This window comes from Actinoplanes sp. CA-051413 (assembly GCF_050955795.1).
GTDB lineage: Bacteria > Actinomycetota > Actinomycetes > Mycobacteriales > Micromonosporaceae > Actinoplanes.
Window position 1 is genome coordinate 1,987,870 of record NZ_CP192100.1, and the last position, 18,198, is coordinate 2,006,067.

Sequence of the window (18,198 nt, forward strand, 5' to 3'; positions counted from 1 at the left end):
CCTGGGACCCTACCGGCCCCTTACAGAACCGGCCGGGTACCGGAGAGCAGCCGCTCTATCTCGTCCACCACATCCGCGGGCCGGTCCCGGGTCACCTCGAGCACCGGATCGCCGTCGCGGTCCAGCGCACCCCAGCGCCCGTCCCGGTCCCCGACGATGAACGCCATCGGGTGGATGAGCAGCCGGGCGTGCACCGGAGCGACCCGCAACTGCCCGGTCCGGTCGACCACCCCGAGCCGGTCCCCGGCGTCGATCACGGCCAGCCCGTCGCCGGTGAAACCCTCGACGGGCCCGCCGGCGGTCAACTCGGTCGCGAACCGCTGATATTTGAGCTGGACAACGATCCGCCCGTGCTGGTCGACGGCACCCCACCCGCCGCGCCGCACCACGGCCAGCCCGTGCCGGAACGGCCGCACATCCTCGAACCCGCCGGGCACGATGACCCGGTTGTGCCAGTCGACGGCGAACCAGCCGCCGGCCGGATCCCGCGAAACCCAGGCCAGCCCGTCGGCGAACCGGCTGACCTGCACATAACCGCTGGACGGGTCGATGACCAGGGCGCCGGTCTCGTCGATCAGCTCCCAGGCGGCGGTGCCGGGACGGCGTACCCAGGCCACGCCCTCGTGGAACGGCTGGGCCTCGGCGTAACGCTCGGGGATGACGACTTCGCCGTTGCTGTCGGCGTACCCCTGCCACCCGGAGTCGTAGTCCAGAGCCGGATGCGGCGGCTCACTCCGCTGCAGAATCTCCTCGCGGGAGCGAGGATAAGGCCCCCACCCAGCCTCCCGGACCCGGTCCATGACCGCGTCGAGCGCGGCCTCGGTCCGAGCGACCAGCTCGGGATCCTCGACCCGCCGCAGCTCCAGCGCGGCCTCGAAATGGTTGCAGGCCTCGAGGAACCGGCCCTGCTCGTAACCGGACTTACCCGCCTGGACGTGCAACTCGGCCCGGAGCCGGTCGGGCAGCTCGACGGAACTGGCCTCCTCGAACAACCGGTCGGCCTCGGCGAAATCCCCCTGCCACTGCTGCACTTGGGCGAGCCGGGCCTGCGCGAGCGCGATCAGCCGCAGCTCACCGGTGGCCTCGGCATGCCGGAGAGCCTCCCGCGCATCGGCGAGGGCCCAGCCGAGATCACCGAGCACCCGCGACGTGACGGCCCGCAGACCGAGCAGGCCGGCGCGGACGATGTCACGCTCGGCGTACTCCAAGCGGTCGGTGAGCCGATCCCGCACGGCCAGGAGCGGCTCCGGGTCATCGACGGTCTCCCGCAGGGTGACCGGATCAACCTTCCAGGGGTACGCGGCCAGGATCTGCTCCGGGTCGGCGCGGCGACGCTCGGGCTCGGGATCGGGCGGCGCGCTGGGCATTCCGGTACGCGGGGGAGCGGGCTGCCTCCGGAGGGGTTCGGCTTGTGCGTGCTCGGGTTCGGCTGGTTGCGGTTCGGCTGGTTGCGGTTCGGCGTTTTCTGCGGACGTTGCGTTGACTGGGTCCGTTTTCGCCGGCTCGGGTTCGACCAGCTCGGCATCCACCGTCTCGGCGTCGGGCGGGCCCGCAGCGACTTGCTCAGCCTGATCCGCTTCTCCTTCAACCGGTGGGGTATCCGCCTGGTCGGTCTGGATCGGGTCGGCGTCGCTCGGGGCGGTCTCGACCAGCTCCGCGTCGACCACCTCGGCGTCGACCAGTTCCGTGTCGATCAGCTCGGCGTCGATCGGCTCGTTCTGCACCGGTTGGGCGTCGGCCGGTTCGGCATCGATCGGCTGCGCGTCGACGAGCTCCGCCTCGACGACCTCTGCGTCGACCAGCTCCGCGTCGACGATGTCCGTGTCGATCAATTCCGGGTCGGCCAGTTCCGCGTCGACGATTTCTGGACTGGTTGGTTCTTCGTCAACCAGTTCCGCGTCGACCGGCTCTGGGTCGACTGGCTCTGGGTTGGCCAGTTCCGGGTCGGCCGGCTGGGAGTCTGCCTGCTCCGCGGCTTCGGGCTGGGGGTCGGCCGGCTCGATGTCGGTCCACTCCACGTCGACCGGTTCGGAGACCCCGGGTTGCACGACGACGGGCTCCGCGTCGGCCGGTTCGACGGCGACCGGTTCGACGGCGACGGGCTCCGCGTCGGCCGGTTCGACGATGGTCGGCTCGGCGTCGACTGGTTCGGCGGCGGCCGGTTCCGGTTCGGCGGCGGCCGGGACTGCCGCGTTGGGTTCGTCGCTGGCGAAGGCTGGGTCTTCGGTGAGGTGTTCCTGCTCCGGCTGCGGATCGTCGACCTCGACCTCGGCCGCCTCCGACAGGTCGGGGCCGGTGGACTCGAGATCGGTGACATCGGCATCCGCCGTGTCGGGCGCCGCCGTGACAGGCGTTGCAACGTCGGTCGCTGCCGTGTCGGCGGACGGCTGCTTCTCCGCCGGCGCCTCGTCCTCCGGGGCGACCTCCGCGGACTTCGGCCTGACCATGCGGGTCTCGGTGGTGGGCGAGAACCAGTCCTGCTTGACGGCGGCCCCGCTGGTCGGCAGCGAACTGACCGGCGCGCCACTGACGGGACCACCGCTGATCGGGGCGGTGGTCGCGAGGGCAGCGTCGGCCGGACTGTCGTCGATCGTCGCGCCGCTGGTCTCGTCGTCGGCGATGTCTGGAGTTTCGATGATGAGATCGGTCGGATCCGGGGCGGCAGGTTCCGGTTCCGGGGTGACCGCGCCGAGGCCGCTCATCGACAGCAGCCAGCCCAGACCGTGCGGCTCTTCCGCGCCGGCTTCGGCTTCGGCAACCGGGCTGGGCTCAGCCGACACTGGCGTGACTGCGGTGTCTTCTCGGCTTGTCGCCGTCTCCGCAGCTGCGTCTTGCGCCGGTGCAGCCGCCACGAAGGGCGGGATCGGCCGGGTGACTTCCGGATCGACCGCGGCAGAACCGCCCACAGCAGGCTGAACCGTCGGCCGCGAACCGGTGGAATCAACAGGCGCCGACTGCTGCGGTGCCTCCGCGGGCCGAGCGGGAACGCCATAAGGAGGCCGCAGCGCCTGCCGCTCGTCGACCGGCGGGGTGGACACCGGCGCCGGCGGAGGCGGCGGGCCGTGCCGTGGCTGAGGCTGGTATGGCTGGGTCGGCGGAGCCGGACGATAGTGCGCGGGCTGCGCGGACGTGGGCCGGACAGCGGGCGGCGCCTGCTGCTGCCCAGCGGCTGGAGTCGCCTCCACGGGCGGCGCAGCGTAGGCGGCACGCGCCCAAGCTTCCGGCGCCGACCGGCCTTGCTGCTCAGTTCGCCCATCCTGAACCGGCGGCGTGGACTGCGCGGGCGGCGTGGACTGCGCGGAGTGCACGGGCGGCGCGGACTGCGCAGGTGGCGCCGAGCTCACGGGCGGCGCGGAATGCGCGGGCGGCGCCGAGTGGACGGGCGGCGCCGGGGATGCGGGGTGCGCGGGCGATGTTGCGAGCCCTGCGGGCACGGAAGGTCCCGGCATCGCCGACGGCGTGGACTGCGCGGGCGGCCCGGAGCGCACCGGCGGCACCGAATGCCCAGGCGGCGTCGCGAAGGCAGCAGGCACGGAAGGCCCCGGCACCGCCGACGGCGCGGACTGAGCAGGCGGCACGGACTGAGCAGGCGGCGCTGAGTGCACACGCGGCGCGGAGTGCACAGGCGGCGCCGCATAGGCGGCAGGCGCGGCAGATGTCGGCGTGGCAGGCGGCGGCGCGTAGGCAGCCGGCCGAGCCACCGGCGGCACCGACCTCGGCTGCTGAGCCTCCGGCGGCGGCACAGCCCGCATCGGCGCCGGGAAGCGCGGATCAGTCGGCGGCTCGGCACTGTGAGCCGCACGCCGACCCGCAGGCGGCGCCGACCGAGGCGCCACCGACCGCGATTCACCCTGCTCAGCGCGAGGCCCCAACGGCGTAGCAGGCCGCGGATCAACCGGCGAAGCCCAGGTCGGATCAGGCGCCACCGGCCGCGGAGCCGGATAAGGCGCCACCGGCGTAGTAGCAACCGGCCCCTGATAAGGCGGCGTGTCATGACTCACGGGCCGCGCCGGCTGGCCGTAGATCTGGTTGTCCCCTGGGCGGGCGGCCGGTTCCTGGGCGGCGGGCCGCGACGGCGACTGCGAGGCCGGACCGATCCGGTACGGAACGTAAGCATCCCCGTTCGGCCGCGCCTCGGGTCCGGAACGTTGCGCCGGACGGCCCTGCCGACCGTCCTGCGGGGCGGCGGGACGACGCTGCTCCACCGGCCGCTGCTCAGGCTCGGCTCGCGCACCGGCCGACCGCGAGTCGTAAGACCGCCCGTCCGGGAACCGGGTGTCCGCAGCGAACCGGTTGTCCGCAGCCTGCTGACCCCCCTGATGCCGCGAGTCCTGATACCGCGGATCCACCCGACGAGAGTCAGGCGGCGACTGCCGAGAATCAGGGGAAGGCGAGGACTGGCGAGGGTCCGGCGAACCCGGACGGGCCGGAGCCGCAGCCGGCCGACCCGCGGGATACGCAGGCCCCTGAGCCTGTCCCGCGGACGGCCGCTGATGCCGCAGCTCCTGCTCCGGCAGCCGCTCCGGCAACGGTACGGGCCTGTTCCACGACGGTCCCTGCTGCGGCGGCTGCGCCGCTCCCGCCACGTACGGTGTCCGGCTCGCCGGTGCGGCGTACCCCTGCTGTTCCTCCGGCCCGGTCCATGACGGCGGCGGCTGCGGTGGACGGCCGACCGTCGCCCGGCCGGCCGCCGGTGACACCGGGCGGGCCGTCGACGGGCCGCCGGACGACGGCGCCGGTGGGCCGGAGGCCTGGGCGATCGCCCGGAAGTCGGCGTCCCAGGCCGACGCTGCTTCCGCTGCTCGGGAGGCGTCGTAGACGGGGTGGTGCACGGCCCGGCGGCGGCCCGGGTCGCCCGGGTAGCGCTGGCCGGGCAGGGGTTCCCATTCCCAGGTGATCTCGTACACCCAGGCGGGTTCGTCGTCCCAGCGGTCCGCGCCGGAGTGGGAGCTCCAACCGTTCATCGGGCAGCCCTCTGGGCGGCCGATGGCTGGTTACGCTCCGTCACGACGATTATCCACCTTGTCGGAAATAGCTCGTGGCAGGGCGGTGCACCGGGTACAGTCGCCCGGCTCCGCTGCGGGGGTTGTGGAAGGAGATTAACGGCGTGGACCGGCTCGACGCCAGGGTGCCTCAGATCTCTCCGCACCGGCCGTTCCGGGACACTCTCGTTACTTCCGGTGCTCTCGCATGGTCAGGTTTCCGGAGGTACGCCACCTACCGGCAGGCGACGATAGCCGGGGCGTTCACCAACACCGTCTTCGGGTTCCTCCGCTGTTACGTGCTGCTCGCCGTGGCCGCGGGTGCGGTCGGTGGCCGGCCCGCCGGTTATGACGCCGCGCAGCTGACCACTTTCGTGTGGGTGGGACAGGGGTTGCTCAGCGTAGTCGCGCTCTGGGGGTGGACGGAACTGGCCGACCGGATCCGCAGCGGTGACGTGACGGCCGATCTGCTGCGGCCGGTTCATCCGGTGCTCAGCTATCTGGCCCCGGACCTGGGCCGGGCCCTGCACTCGTTGCTCTTCCGGTTCGTGCCGCCGGTTGTCGTCGGCGTGATCTTCTTCGATCCGTATCTGCCCGGCCGCCTGTTCACCGTGCCGTTGTTCGCGGTGTCCGTGCTGCTCGCGGTGGTCGGCAGCATGGGCATGCGGTTCCTGGTCAACGCGACCGCGTACTGGCTGCACGATGCGCGCGGGCCGCTGGTGCTGTGGACGCTGGCCGCCGGGGTGCTGGCCGGGCTCTACTTCCCGCTGCGGTTCCTGCCCGACTGGCTGGCCGTGACGCTGTGGGTGGCCACGCCGTTCCCCGGCTTCCTCCAGACGCCGCTGGACGTGCTGGTCGAGCGGGATCCCACCCCGGTGCAGGTTGCCCTGGTCGTGCTGCAGGCCTGCTGGGCGGCGGTCCTGCTCGCGCTGTGCGCGCTGGTGCAGCGCCGCGCCGAGCGTCGGCTGGTGGCTCAGGGTGGCTGAGCTGCGGGCGTACGCCGCGCTGCTGGGTGGGCAGTGGCGGTCGATGATGGCGTACCGGGCGTCCTTCGTGGTGGAGATGATCACCAACATCGGCGGTACGGCCCTCGACGTCATCGCCGTCCTGGTGATCTTCCGCGCCACCCCGACCATCGCCGGTTTCACGCTCACCGAGGCGATTCTCATGGTCAGCCTGTCCTCGTGCGCCTTCAATCTGGCGGACTTCGTGGTCGGCAACATCGACCGGCTCACCACGTACGTGCGGACCGGAATGATGGACACCGTCCTGCTCCGGCCGTTGAGCGCCCTGTCCCAGCTCGTGTTCATGGATCTGCCGCTGCGCAAGGCCCTGCGGGTGGCGCTGGCCGTCGTGGTGCTGGTGGTGGCCCTGCGGCTCAACGACATCGACTGGACGCCGGCCCGGGTGACGCTGGCGTTGCTGGTGCCGGTGGCCGGGGCGGTGTTCTTCGGCGCGATCTTCGTGCTCAGCGCCAGCCTGGCGTTCTGGTGGGTGGACTCGGGGCAGCTCGGCAACGCGTTCACCTACGGCGGGCGGGACTTCACCTCGTACCCGGTGCCGGTCTATGCGGGCTGGTTCCGGGCCGTCTTCGCGTACGGCCTGGGTTTCGGGTTTGTGGCCTACCAGCCGGCGCTGGCGCTGCTGGGCCGCACCGACCCGCTCGGTCTGCCGGGCTGGACGGGTTACGTGTCATCGCTGGTCGCGCTGCTTGCGGCGGGCATCGCCGCGCTGGTCTGGCGGTCCGGCATCCGGCACTACCGCAGCACCGGATCATGAGGGGGAGATCGTGACCGTCATCCGGATGGACGGCCTGCGCAAGGACTTCACGGTACGGGTCCGCGCCGGCCGCCTGCGCCGCACGAAACGCACGGTGGCCGCGGTCGACGGCATCGACCTGCGGATCGAGCGCGGCGAGATGGTCGGCTACATCGGCCCGAACGGCGCCGGCAAGTCCACGACGCTGAAGATGCTGACCGGTGTGCTGACCCCGTCGGCCGGCACCGTGTCGGTGTGCGGGCTGACGCCGGTGCCGCAGCGCACCCGGCTGGCGCTGCGCATCGGGGTGGTCTTCGGGCAGCGTTCGCAGCTGTGGTGGGATCTGCCGCTGCGCGAGTCGTTCAGCCTGCTGCGCCACATCTACCGGGTGCCGGCGCCGGAGCACGCCGCCCGGCTGCGGCGCTGCATCGGCCTGCTGGATCTCGACGGCTTCCTGGACACCCCGGTACGGCAGCTGTCGCTCGGCCAGCGCATGCGCGGGGAGCTCACCGCGGCGCTGCTGCACGGGCCCGAGGTGCTGTTCCTCGACGAGCCGACGATCGGCCTGGACGTGGTGAGCAAGCAGGCGGTGCGCTCGTTCCTGGCCGAGCTGGGGGCCACCGGCGACGTCACCCTGGTGCTGACCACGCACGACCTGGCCGACATCGAGCGGCTCTGCCGGCGGCTGGTGGTGATCGACCACGGCCGGGTGGTGCACGACGGCACGATCGAGGCCCTGCACAACCGGTACGGGTCCCGCCGCCGCCTGGTCGTGGACCTCGACGCACCGCTGCCGCCCGGCTTCACGGTCGACGGGGCCACGCTCGTCTCTGTCGAGGCGGACCGGCACCGCGCCTCGTTCGACCTGCTCTCGGACGAGGCGGGACCGGTGGTGGCCCGGCTGGCGGCGCTGTCGTCGCTGCGGGACATGTCCCTGGTCGAGCCGGACATCGAGGACGTGGTCGCCCGCCTGTACGCCTCTTAGCGGTGTTCCATCACCAGCACCGCCCACGTCCCGGGCTCCAGGGCCTGGTAGCTGTGCGGGATGTCGCCCGGAAAGGTCACGTAGTCGCCGGGGCCGAGGTCGAGCTCCTCCCGTTCCGGCCCGACCCGTAGCCGGCCCGCCGCGACGACCAGATGCTCGATGCTGCCGGGCAGGTGCGCGTCGGCCTGCCGGGAGCCGCCCGGCTCCAGCTCCATGACGTAGATGTCACGCCGTGCGTGGGCGCTGCCGGCGGCGAGCAGGGTCGCGAAGAAGTCGGCGTGGTCGGACTGCAGCCGCGGCCCCTCGCCGGCCCGTACCACCCGGATCTGCGGGGAGGGCGGCTCGACCAGCCGGCTGAACGGCACGCCGAGCGCCACCCCGAGCGACCAGAGCGTCTCCACGCTGGGGTTGCCGGTGCCCGACTCGAGCTGGGAGAGCGTCGACTTGGCCAGCCCGGCGCGCCGGGCCAGCTCGGCCAGCGAGATGCCGACCCGCTCGCGCTCCCGGCGCAGGGCCGCGGCGATGGTGGCGAGCGGGGGAGCGGGGTGCGACATGTTCACTCCGTCGATCGAGTCGTTCGGTTTGACGAACGCTGGGCGCGTCGTTCATTATTTTGGACCATGCGTACGCCATCCCGAACACCGGACCGCGCACTGCTGCGCGACGCAGCGGCCATCGCGGCGGCGATGATCGCGGTGGGTGCGTCGTTCGGGGCCATCGCCATCGCGTACGGGCTGCCGACCTGGGTCCCGTTCCTGATGTCGACGGCGGTCTTCGCGGGCGGCGCCCAGTTCCTCGCCGTGGGTCTGATCGCCGCCGGCAACCCGATCGCCGCGGTCTTCGCCGGCCTGCTGCTCAACGCCCGCCACCTGCCGTTCGGCCTGGCGGTCTCCGCGACCGTCGGCCCCCGCTGGCGCGACCGGCTCATCGGCAGTCACCTGATGACCGACGAAGTGGTCGCGTTCACGCTGGCCGAGCCGGACCCGGTCCGGCGCCGCCGCACGTACTGGCTGATCGGCATCACGCTGTTCACGTCGTGGAACACGGGCACGGCCCTCGGCGTGTGGCTGGGCGGCGCCACCGGCGACCCGGCGACGCTGGGGCTGGACGCGGCCTTCCCGGCCGGCCTCATCGCCCTGATCCTGCCGTCCCTGCGCGACCGCGACACCCGCCTGGTGGCCCTGCTGGGCGCGGCAGTGGCGGTGGCGCTGGCCCCGGTCCTGCCGGCGGGCCTCCCGGTCCTGTGCGCCCTCCTGGGCCTGGCCGCGGTGTTCCGCCCCCGCCGCCGCACCAGCCACCAGCCCGACACCACCGGCGTCCGGCCATCCGGGCCGGTGAGGCAGGAGACCGAGACCGGCAACATGCCGCGAGGGACGGCGGGGCAGCAGGCCGAGACCGGCGTGCGGCCGCGTGGGGTGGTGGGGCAGGGGGCCGAAACCGGCGACGGGCCGTCCGGGGCCGTGGAGCGCGAGACCGAGACCGGCGTCCGGCCGCCCGGGACCGACCGGCGCACCGAACCTGAGGAGGCGTCATGCTGATCGCGGCGATTCTGACCCTGGCGGTGGGCACCTACACGATGCGGCTGGCCGGGGTGGTGCTGCGCGACCGCCTCGAGCTCTCCGACCAGCTTCAGCGCCTGCTCCCGATGGCGGCAGCAGCGCTGCTGGCGGCCCTGGCGACCACGGCCGCCCTGATGGAGGGCACAGGCTTCGCCGGCATCGCCCGCCCGGCCGGCGTGGTGGTAGGCGCCCTGCTGGCCTGGCGCCGGGCACCCTTCGTCGTGGTCGTCCTCGCCGCGGCCGCTACCGCCGCCCTGCTCCGGCTGGCCGGAGTCGAGTAACCCCGCTCAGGGTTTCACCAAGCACGCACTTGGCGCGCGGCGGGAGTGAGCCCGCACGGGCTTTGCCAAGCACGGACCTGGCATTCGGCGGGAGCGACGGTCAGCACCATGCAACCAGGCACGACATCCAGCTCTTGCCTTGATCTAGATCTTGAGGATCAGATCTTGTCGCCGAGCTCCACCTGAGGCTTCGGGACGCGCATGCGGCGGAAGGTCAGCCCGCGCATGATCCCGTAAAGATAGAGCGACCCGATCCGCTGCGTCGTGTTCGGGAAGCGCTCCGAGACCAGCTTCTTCACCTTGCGGGCGATCAGCACGCTGTCGACGAGCACCGCGATCGCCAGGATCGCCCAGAGCAGGTTGGCCCCGATCTGGACCACCGGCGGCATCGCGCCCGTCGAGCCGATGAAGACGATGATCGCGCCGGCGAAGAACCAGGTGCCGGCGGTTCGCTTGGCGTCGACGATGTTGCGGACCAGGGCGCGTTCCGGGCCGCGGTCGCGGGCCAGCAGGTAGCGCTCGTCGCCGGCGCGCATGCCCGCCGACGCCTCGGCCCGTTCGACCTTCTGACGCTCGCGCATCTGCTTGTAGGCCTCGCGCCGGTTGGCCGGGGCCTGCGCCGTGTCGTGCCGGCGCTGCGCGTTGGTGCGCTTCGGCGTCGTGACGCCGAGCTCCTTCTTCGAGGGCGTGTAGGCCTTGGGCTTGGGCGCGGCCGACTGCCCGGCTTCGTCGGTCACCGTGGCGGTGGCGTCGGAGACGAGGTCGGTGGACTTTCGGCGAAACAGCGAGGACACCCCCGCAGCGTAGCCAAGAGCCCCCACAAACCCGAAACCGCGCCGGCCCAGAGCCGGCGCGGTTTCCTGAAAAGGGAGATCAGATGCGTTCGACCAGCGCGCCCAGGGCGGCCAGCTTGCCCTCGAAGTCCTCGTAGCCGCGGTTGATCAGGTCGACGCCGTACACCCGGGAGGTGCCCTCGGCGGCCAGCGCCGCGATCAGGTGGCTGAAGCCCGCCCGCAGGTCGGGGATGACCAGGTCGGCCGCGTGCAGCTTGCTGGGTCCGGCGATGACCGCGGAGTGCTTGAAGTTGCGCCGGCCGAAGCGGCACGGGGTGCCGCCGAGGCAGTCGCGGTAGACCTGGATGGTCGCGCCCATCGCGTTCAGCGCCTCGGTGTAGCCCAGGCGCTGCTCGTAGACCGTCTCGTGCATGATCGACAGGCCGCGGGCCTGGGTCAGGGCCACCACCAGGGGCTGCTGCCAGTCGGTCATGAAGCCGGGGTGCACGTCGGTCTCCAGCGCCACGGCGTTGAGCTCGCCGCCCGGGTGCCAGAACCGGATGCCGCCCTCGACGCCGGTCACGCCGGCCCGCCCGACCCGGGCGTCGGTGATCTCGAACTCGCCGCCGATCGAACGGAAGACGTTGAGGAACGTCATCATGTCGGCCTGCTGCGCGCCCAGCACCTCGATCTCGCCGCGGGTCGCGAGCGCGGCGGCGGCCCAGCTCGCGGCCTCGATCCGGTCCGGGATCGGCTTGTGGTTGTAGCCGTGCAGGCGGGGCACGCCGAGGATCTCGATGACCCGGTCGGTGTGCACCGTGATGATCGCGCCCATCTTCTGCAGCACGCAGATCAGGTCCATGATCTCCGGCTCGATGGCCGCGTTGCGCAGCTCGGTCACGCCCTCGGCGCGCACCGCCGTGAGCAGCACCTGCTCGGTGGCGCCCACGCTCGGGTACGGCAGCTCCAGCTTCGTGCCGTGCAGTCCGTTGGGCGCCGTCAGGTGCATGCCCTCGGGCGTCTTGTCGACGACCGCGCCGAACTGCCGCAGCGCCTGGATGTGGAAGTCGATCGGCCGCGGCCCGATGTGGCAGCCGCCCAGGTCCGGGATGAACGCGTGCCCGAGCCGGTGCAGCAGCGGTCCGCAGAACAGGATCGGGATCCGGCTCGACCCGGCGTGCACGTTGATCTCGTCGCTGCTGGCGCTCTCCACGTTGGTGGGGTCCATGACGAGCTCGCCGTCGTCGGCGCCGTCGGTGACCTTCACCCCGTGCAGGCCGAGCAGGCCGCGGACGACCTCCACGTCGCGGATGCGCGGCACGTCGAAGAGCCGGCTCGGCGACTCGCCCAGCAGGGCGGCCACCATGGCCTTGGAAACCAGGTTCTTGGCGCCACGGACCCGGATCTGTCCGTGCAGCGGCGTACCGCCGTGTACGGCCAGGACGTCGTCGGTCAACGCAACCTCCAGAGGCGGGCGCGTCAGCGCGCCCGGATGCGAACAGGGGTGCAGCCGACGGTGGGGGACCGGGCGGCTGCCGCCCGGGCAGCATAGCCCTGCGTGACCAGAGCAGAAATCATCACAACGCCCAAGGCGGCACGAATTGCTGATGATTAAGGCAACAAAAAGGTGCGACGGTGCGTACGGCTCATCGACGGTTACCGAGGGTGAGGTTTTACGGCAGTGCCAGCATCTGATCGAGGGCCACCCGCGCGTACTTCGCGGTGTCCTCGTCGACGGTGATGCGGTTGGGCACGCGGCCCGCCACGAGCTCCTCGAGCGCCCACACGAGGTGCGGGAGATCGATGCGGTTCATGGTCGAGCAGTAGCAGACCGTCCGGTCCAGGAAGGTGATGTGCTTGTCCGGGTGGGCCAGCGCCATCCGGCGGACCAGGTTGAGCTCGGTGCCGACCGCCCAGGCCGAGCCGGCGGGCGCCGCGTCCAGGGCCCGGATGATGTATTCGGTCGAGCCGACCTCGTCGGCCGCGCGGACCACCTCGTGCGTGCACTCCGGGTGGACCAGCACGCGCACTCCGGGCACCCGCTCGCGCACCTCGCGCACGCTGTCGATGGTGAACCGGCCGTGCACCGAGCAGTGCCCGCGCCAGAGGATCATCTTGGCGTCGCGCAGCTGCTCGGGGGTGAGGCCGCCGTTCGGCTTGTGCGGGTCGTAGAGCACGCAGTCGTCGAGGTCGAAGCCCATCTCCAGCACCGCCGTGTTGCGGCCCAGGTGCTGGTCGGGGAGGAAGAAGACCTGCCGGCCCTGCTCGAACGCCCAGTCCAGGGCGCGCTTGGCGTTGGACGAGGTGCAGACCACGCCGTTGTTGCGGCCGACGAAGCCCTTGATGTCGGCCGAGCTGTTCATGTACGTCACCGGGACCACATCGCCGGCGATCCCCAGATCGGTGAAGTGCTCCCAGGCGGTCTCCACCTGGCCCAGCACGGCCATGTCGGCCATCGAGCAGCCGGCGGCCAGGTCGGGCAGGATCACCTGCTGGCCGGGGCCGGTCAGGATGTCCGCGCTCTCGGCCATGAAGTGCACGCCGCAGAACACGATGAACTCCGCGTCGGGGCGGGCTGCCGCCTCGCGGGCGAGCTTGAACGAGTCGCCGGTGACGTCGGCGAACTGGATGACCTCGTCACGCTGGTAGTGGTGGCCCAGCACGAACACCCGGTCGCCGAGCGCGGCCTTGGCGGCCTTGGCGCGGGCGACGAGGTCGGGGTCGCTGGGCGCCGGCAGATCGCCGGGGCAGTCCACGCCGCGCTCGCTGGCGGGATCGGTGCCACGGCCGAGCAACAGCAGCGCCGTGGCGGTGTTCGCAGGTTCGGTCCAGGTCGACGTCACGAGATCCATGTTTCCACAACGTTGCCGCGCCGTCGGCCGCCGAAGGAGTGTCCTAGGGCACTCAGCGGCGGCGGCCCTGGAGCTTGGTCGCGAGCTTGCGGAGCCGCGCCTGGTTCTCCGGCTTGGCCAGCTGCCGCTGACCCTGCTGCACGATCTTCTGTCCCTTGGGGCTGCGCAGGAACATCTGCAGTCGCTGCATGAGAGTGGCCATGCAACCGAGCGTGACACCCCAACCTGTGTGATGCCTGTACTTTCTCCCCGTGCGCGTATTGATCTGCCCCGACAAGTTCGCCGGCACGCTGACCGCCTCCGAGGTCGCCACCGCGGTGGCCGAGGGCTGGCACGAGACCGCCCCGGACGACGAGACCGTGCTGCGCCCGCTGTCCGACGGCGGTCCCGGCTTCGTCGAGGTGCTGGCCACCGCGCTCGGCGGCCGCCGGCTCCCGGTCGACACCGTCGACCCGCTGGGTCGCCCGGCCCGCGGCGAGGTGCTGCTCGTAGGCGACACGGCCTATGTCGAAAGTGCCCAGGCCTGCGGCCTGCACCTGCTCAGCAAGCAGGAACGGGACGTCAACGCCGCCACCTCGTACGGGCTGGGCCTGCTGCTCGCCGCCGCGGTGGAGGCCGGCGCGGCCGAGGTGGTCGTCGGGCTCGGCGGTTCCGCGGTCAACGACGCCGGCGCCGGGATGCTGGCCGCGCTGGGTGCCGGCCCGGTCGACGTGAGCGGCTACGCCCTGCCGTACGGGGGAGCGCCGCTGATCACCGCGACCGCCCTGGCCGGCGAGCCCCAGCTGCGCCAGGTACGTCTCGTGGCGGCCACCGACGTCGACAACCCGCTGGTCGGCCTGCACGGCGCCAGCAACGTCTACGGCCCGCAGAAGGGCGCCACCCGCGAGGACGTGCTGCGGCTGGACGCGGCGCTGGACCACTTCGCCGGCGTGCTGGAGCAGGCGTTCGGCGTCGAGAATCTGCGCGTCCTGCCCGGTGGCGGCGCGGCCGGTGGGATCGGCGCCGCCCTGCTCGCCCTCGGCGGCCGGGTCGTCTCCGGGATCGGCCTGGTTACCGGCCTGATCAAGCTGGAGGAGCAGCTCGACGCGGCGGATCTGGTGATCACCGGTGAGGGCTCGTTCGATCACCAGTCGCTGCGCGGCAAGGTCGCCGCCGGCATCGCCAACGGCGCCCGCGACCGGGGCCTGCCCTGCGTGGTCATCGCCGGGCGCAACGAGACCGGTCACCGCGAGGCGGCCAGTGCCGGGGTCACCGAGACGTACGCCCTGATCGAGCACTTCGGCTCCGAGGAACAGGCGCTCGCCGAGCCGGCCCGGGGCCTGCGCGAGGTCGCCGCCGGGCTCGCCCGGCAATGGAGCAGATGACCAGGTGTTCGACATCTCGGCCCCAGCGATTGGGAATACGCCCGGACAGCGTTAGCGTTGGCCGGTACGGCACATCACCGGACCGGCAGGAGAACCGCAACGTGACCACTGAAGCGCACACCGAGTCGACCGAGGCCACCACGGCCGCGCCGACCGGCGTCATCTTGACCGACGTCGCGGCCGCCAACGTCAAGCGTCTCATCGCGCAGGAAGGTCGCGATGACCTGCGCCTGCGCATCGCCGTGCAGCCCGGTGGCTGCTCCGGCCTGCGCTACCAGCTGTTCTTCGACGAGCGCTCGCTGGACGGCGACATCGTGGCGGAGTTCGACGGTGTCGAGGTCGTCGTCGACCGGATGAGCTCGCCGTACCTGGCGGGTGCCACGATCGACTTCGCGGACCGCATCGACGCCCAGGGCTTCACCATCGACAACCCGAACGCGCAGAACTCCTGCGCCTGCGGCGACTCGTTCCACTGATCCACTCTGCCGAGGGCCGTTCCCGAGCTGGGGAGCGGCCCTCGACCATGTCCACCAGATGACGCCCGGGTGTCGCCCGGGCCGACGGCCGGTAGGCTCACCCGGTAATCGCACCCGACCTCGAGGGCCGACATGAAGATCGCCGTTACCGGCTCGATCGCCACCGACCACCTGATGCACTTCCCCGGCAAGTTCGCCGAGCAGCTGATCGCCGACCAGCTGCACAAGGTCTCGCTCTCGTTCCTGGTCGACGACCTGGTCGTGCGGCGCGGCGGCGTGGCCTCGAACATCGCCTACGGCATGGGCAAGCTCGGCCTGCGCCCGATCCTGGTGGGTGCGGTCGGCGCCGACTTCGCCGACTACCGGTCCTGGCTCGAGCGGCACGGGGTCGACTGCGACTCGGTGCACGTCAGCGAGGTCGCCCACACGGCCCGCTTCGTCTGCACCACCGACGACGACCTGAACCAGATCGCCTCGTTCTACGCCGGCGCGATGAGCGAGGCCCGCAACATCGAGCTGGCCCCGGTGGCCGCCCGCGTCGGCGGCCTCGACCTGGTGCTGGTCAGCGCCAACGACCCGGCCGCGATGATCCGCCACTCGCAGGAGTGCCGGGCCCGCGGCTTCGCGTTCGCCGCCGACCCGTCGCAGCAGCTCGCCCGGATGGACGGCAGCGACGTGCTGACGCTGATCACCGGCGCCGAATACCTGCTGACCAACGATTACGAGCGCTCGCTGCTGGAGACCAAGGCCGGCCTCACCAGCGAGCAGGTCCTCGAGCAGGTCAAGATCCGGGTCACCACGCTGGGCAAGGACGGCGTGGAGATCACCGGTCGCGACCTGGAGCGGATCCACGTGCCGGTGGCCCGCGACGTCATCCCGGACGACCCGACCGGCGTCGGCGACGGCTTCCGGGCCGGCTTCTTCGCCGCCCTGGGCTGGGGTGTCGGCCTCGAGCGGGCCGCGCAGGTGGGCTCGCTGGTCGCCGCGCTCGTGCTCGAGACGGTCGGCCCGCAGGAGTACGACGTCAAGGCCGACTTCTTCCTCAAGCGCCTCGCCGACTCCTACGGTGACCAGGCCGCGGCCGACGTCCAGCCGCACCTGCCCGCCCCGGCCTGACAGTAATGGTGCTAGCCGTCTTCGCCGGCCTGCCGGGCGTGGGCAAGAGCACGCTCGCCGAGCGGGTGGGGGCGGTGCTGCCGGCCGCCGTGCTGGCGGTCGACACCGTCGACTTCACCATGCGGGCGTACGACGTCACCGAGCCCCGGCCCGGCTATGCCGCGTACGGGGTGGTGGCGGCGCTCGCGGAGGCCCAGCTCCGGATGGGCCACCACGTGATCATCGACGCGGTGAACCCGGTGAAGGCGGCCCGCCAGCACTGGGTCGAGCTCGCCGAGCGCCTCGACGTCCCGTTGCGGGTCGTCGAGGTGGTCTGCGGCGACGACGCCGAGCACCGCCGCCGGGTCGAGACCCGCTTCGCCGCCCGCGCCCACGACGGCATCCCGGACTGGGTACGTGTGCTGGAACGCCAGGCCGAGTACGAGCCTTACCTGGGTCCGCGGCTGGTCGTGGACACGTTCCTGGCCGAGGAGCCGGTGGGCCCGGTCGTCGACTACCTGACTCTGCGCACCTCGTAGACGTCCGGCGCCGGGCTGCCCAGATATTCCTGGGCCTTCATCCGGCACCAGGCCGGGATGTCGTTGGCCGCCGCCGGGTCGTCCGCCAGCACCCGCACCACCTCGCCGACCGCCACCGTCGGCAGCCGCCTGGCCAGGTCGATGATCGGCAGGGGGCAGCGCCGGCCCCGCGAGTCCACCTCGATCACATTCCCGCCTCTGCCCGGAGCCCGGCGACCACCCCGGGCAGGACTGCCAGGAAGCGGTCCACCTCATCCTCGGTGGTCCCGCGGTGCAGCGACACCCGGACGTTGCCGTGGCTGAGCACGCCCATCGCCTCCAGCACGTGACTGGGCCGCAGCGTCGAGGCGGTGCACGACGAGCCGGAGGAGACGGCGAAGCCCTGCCGGTCCAGCGCGTGCAGCAGGGCCTCGCCGTCGACGTACAGGCAGGAGAAGGTGACCAGGTGCGGCAGCCGCTGCACCGGATCGCCGACCACCTCGACGTCGGGCACGGTGGCCGCGACGGTCGCCCGGATCCGTTCCACCAGGGCGGTGAGCCGCACGGCCTCGGTCTGCGCCTCGGCCAGCACGGCCCGCAGCGAGGCCGCGGCCGCGACGACGGCCGGCAGATCGAGCGCGCCGACCGGCCGCGGCCGGTGACGATCATCACCCGGGTACGGCGACAGCCACCGCACGCCCTTACGCACCACCAGCACTCCGACCCCCGCCGGACCGCCCCACTTGTGCGCGCTGGCCGTCAGCAATGACCAGCCCGGCGGCACGGGCACCCGCCCGATCGACTGCGCGGCGTCCACGAACAGCGGCACGCCGTGCTCGGCGCAGGTCTCCGCGGCAGCGGCCACCGGCTGCACGGTGCCGACCTCGTGACTGGCGCTGATCAGGCTCGCGAGAGCTACTCCGGGCGCGCCGACCGCCGTACGCCAGGCGTCCAGGTCGAGCCGGCCGGCCAGGTCGACCCCGACCGGCACCGCGTCGCCCGCCTGGGCCGCGGCGTGCAGCACCGCCGAGTGCTCGATCGCCGAGTGGACCAGCGTCCGTCCGACCCGGGCCCGCCCGGCGAGTCCGCCCAGGACAGCGGCGTGCACCGCGGCCGTACCCGAGGACTGGAAGGACACCTCGTCCTGCCGTACCCCCAGGGAGTCGGCGACGCTGCCCTGCGCCGCCTCACGCAGCTGCTGGGCCCGCCGGCCGGCGGCGTAGAGGCGGTCCGGATCGGCCCAGCCGTCCGCCAGCGCGGCGAGCAGCGCCTGCCGCGCGACGGGATGCGGGGGAGCGGCGCTGGCCGCGTCCAGGTAGGCGGGCGCACCGGCGGGATCGGCCATGAATTCCACCTTCCGAACGGTATCGTCCACATGATCAGTCGTTTCTCGGGTACGCCGAAGATCCGACCCCCGGTCAGCGGGTGGCAGGGCCAGGTCGAGTAGTGTGCGACCGTCGGTGACGCCTTGCCGCCGGTGTCCGGATTTCGCACCGGGCGGTGCTCTAGGGAGGCAGGAGCAGGTGGTCTCAAGGAGTTCGGTCGCACGGCCGCG

At 72.1% G+C, this 18,198-nt stretch carries 17 protein-coding genes; 9 read left to right on the forward strand and 8 right to left on the reverse strand.

The window, feature by feature from the left end; all coding sequences use genetic code 11:
* Window positions 1-20 precede the first annotated feature (20 nt).
* Window positions 21-2,780, reverse strand: a complete 2,760-nt coding sequence (locus ACQP2Y_RS09505) for a WG repeat-containing protein (RefSeq protein ID WP_433726457.1) — start codon at window positions 2,778-2,780, stop codon at window positions 21-23.
* A 2,357-nt stretch (window positions 2,781-5,137) separates the two neighbouring features.
* Between ACQP2Y_RS09505 and ACQP2Y_RS09510 the strand changes: the two genes are divergently transcribed.
* The 3 genes from ACQP2Y_RS09510 to ACQP2Y_RS09520 are packed head-to-tail and all read left to right on the forward strand — an operon-like array spanning window position 5,138 to window position 7,725.
* A complete protein-coding gene (locus ACQP2Y_RS09510; protein WP_433731855.1) occupies window positions 5,138-5,968 on the forward strand; it encodes an ABC transporter permease in 831 nt (276 codons plus the stop codon).
* The gene (locus ACQP2Y_RS09515; protein ID WP_433726459.1) at window positions 5,961-6,761 is read left to right on the forward strand and encodes an ABC transporter permease; all 801 of its coding nucleotides are present in this window, start codon (window positions 5,961-5,963) and stop codon (window positions 6,759-6,761) included. The genes ACQP2Y_RS09510 and ACQP2Y_RS09515 overlap by 8 nt, the downstream gene beginning before the upstream one ends.
* A 10-nt stretch (window positions 6,762-6,771) precedes the next feature.
* The gene (locus ACQP2Y_RS09520) at window positions 6,772-7,725 is read left to right on the forward strand and encodes an ABC transporter ATP-binding protein (protein ID WP_433726461.1); all 954 of its coding nucleotides are present in this window, start codon (window positions 6,772-6,774) and stop codon (window positions 7,723-7,725) included.
* Here the strand turns inward: ACQP2Y_RS09520 and ACQP2Y_RS09525 are convergent.
* Complete coding sequence (locus tag ACQP2Y_RS09525; protein WP_433726463.1) at window positions 7,722-8,279, reverse strand: helix-turn-helix domain-containing protein; 558 nt, start codon at window positions 8,277-8,279, stop codon at window positions 7,722-7,724. The genes ACQP2Y_RS09520 and ACQP2Y_RS09525 overlap by 4 nt on opposite strands.
* Window positions 8,280-8,345: 66 nt before the next feature.
* Between ACQP2Y_RS09525 and ACQP2Y_RS09530 the strand changes: the two genes are divergently transcribed.
* Complete coding sequence (locus tag ACQP2Y_RS09530; protein WP_433726465.1) at window positions 8,346-9,263, forward strand: AzlC family ABC transporter permease; 918 nt, start codon at window positions 8,346-8,348, stop codon at window positions 9,261-9,263.
* A complete protein-coding gene (locus tag ACQP2Y_RS09535) occupies window positions 9,257-9,565 on the forward strand; it encodes an AzlD domain-containing protein (RefSeq protein ID WP_433726467.1) in 309 nt (102 codons plus the stop codon). The genes ACQP2Y_RS09530 and ACQP2Y_RS09535 overlap by 7 nt, the downstream gene beginning before the upstream one ends.
* Window positions 9,566-9,723: 158 nt before the next feature.
* Here ACQP2Y_RS09535 and ACQP2Y_RS09540 read toward each other — a convergent pair whose 3' ends face one another.
* The 4 genes from ACQP2Y_RS09540 to ACQP2Y_RS09555 all read right to left on the reverse strand — a co-directional run bounded on the left by ACQP2Y_RS09540 (window position 9,724) and on the right by ACQP2Y_RS09555 (window position 13,392).
* Entirely contained in the window at window positions 9,724-10,359 is a 636-nt protein-coding gene (locus ACQP2Y_RS09540; protein WP_433726469.1) for a DUF3043 domain-containing protein, read from the reverse strand.
* Window positions 10,360-10,438: 79 nt separating this feature from the next.
* Window positions 10,439-11,794, reverse strand: coding sequence for a UDP-N-acetylglucosamine 1-carboxyvinyltransferase (murA, locus tag ACQP2Y_RS09545; RefSeq protein ID WP_433726471.1), 1,356 nt, complete (start codon window positions 11,792-11,794; stop codon window positions 10,439-10,441).
* A 217-nt stretch (window positions 11,795-12,011) separates the two neighbouring features.
* On the reverse strand, window positions 12,012-13,181 hold the full coding sequence (gene nadA, locus ACQP2Y_RS09550) for a quinolinate synthase NadA (RefSeq protein ID WP_433731857.1): 1,170 nt from the start codon (window positions 13,179-13,181) through the stop codon (window positions 12,012-12,014).
* Between the two features lie 61 nt (window positions 13,182-13,242).
* Window positions 13,243-13,392 (reverse strand): hypothetical protein, encoded by a 150-nt coding sequence (locus ACQP2Y_RS09555; RefSeq protein ID WP_433726473.1) that lies wholly within the window; start codon window positions 13,390-13,392, stop codon window positions 13,243-13,245.
* A gap of 49 nt (window positions 13,393-13,441) precedes the next feature.
* Here ACQP2Y_RS09555 and ACQP2Y_RS09560 point away from each other — a divergent pair, with 49 nt between their 5' ends.
* The 4 genes from ACQP2Y_RS09560 (at window position 13,442) to ACQP2Y_RS09575 (ending at window position 16,664) form a co-directional block, all read left to right on the forward strand.
* Entirely contained in the window at window positions 13,442-14,554 is a 1,113-nt protein-coding gene (locus tag ACQP2Y_RS09560; RefSeq protein ID WP_433726475.1) for a glycerate kinase family protein, read from the forward strand.
* A gap of 101 nt (window positions 14,555-14,655) precedes the next feature.
* A complete protein-coding gene (gene erpA, locus ACQP2Y_RS09565) occupies window positions 14,656-15,030 on the forward strand; it encodes an iron-sulfur cluster insertion protein ErpA (RefSeq protein ID WP_360548229.1) in 375 nt (124 codons plus the stop codon).
* Window positions 15,031-15,162: 132 nt separating this feature from the next.
* The gene (locus ACQP2Y_RS09570; protein ID WP_433726477.1) at window positions 15,163-16,146 is read left to right on the forward strand and encodes a carbohydrate kinase family protein; all 984 of its coding nucleotides are present in this window, start codon (window positions 15,163-15,165) and stop codon (window positions 16,144-16,146) included.
* A gap of 5 nt (window positions 16,147-16,151) precedes the next feature.
* A complete protein-coding gene (locus ACQP2Y_RS09575; protein ID WP_360814484.1) occupies window positions 16,152-16,664 on the forward strand; it encodes an AAA family ATPase in 513 nt (170 codons plus the stop codon).
* On the opposite strand, the gene ACQP2Y_RS09580 is transcribed toward ACQP2Y_RS09575, so the two are convergent.
* Window positions 16,640-16,852, reverse strand: a complete 213-nt coding sequence (locus tag ACQP2Y_RS09580) for a sulfurtransferase TusA family protein (protein ID WP_433726480.1) — start codon at window positions 16,850-16,852, stop codon at window positions 16,640-16,642. The genes ACQP2Y_RS09575 and ACQP2Y_RS09580 overlap by 25 nt on opposite strands.
* Window positions 16,849-17,988 carry a cysteine desulfurase family protein gene (locus tag ACQP2Y_RS09585; RefSeq protein ID WP_433726482.1) on the reverse strand — a complete coding sequence of 380 codons (1,140 nt, stop codon included), beginning with the start codon at window positions 17,986-17,988 and terminating at the stop codon, window positions 16,849-16,851. Before ACQP2Y_RS09585 ends, ACQP2Y_RS09580 begins: the two co-directional genes overlap by 4 nt.
* Window positions 17,989-18,198 lie beyond the last annotated feature (210 nt).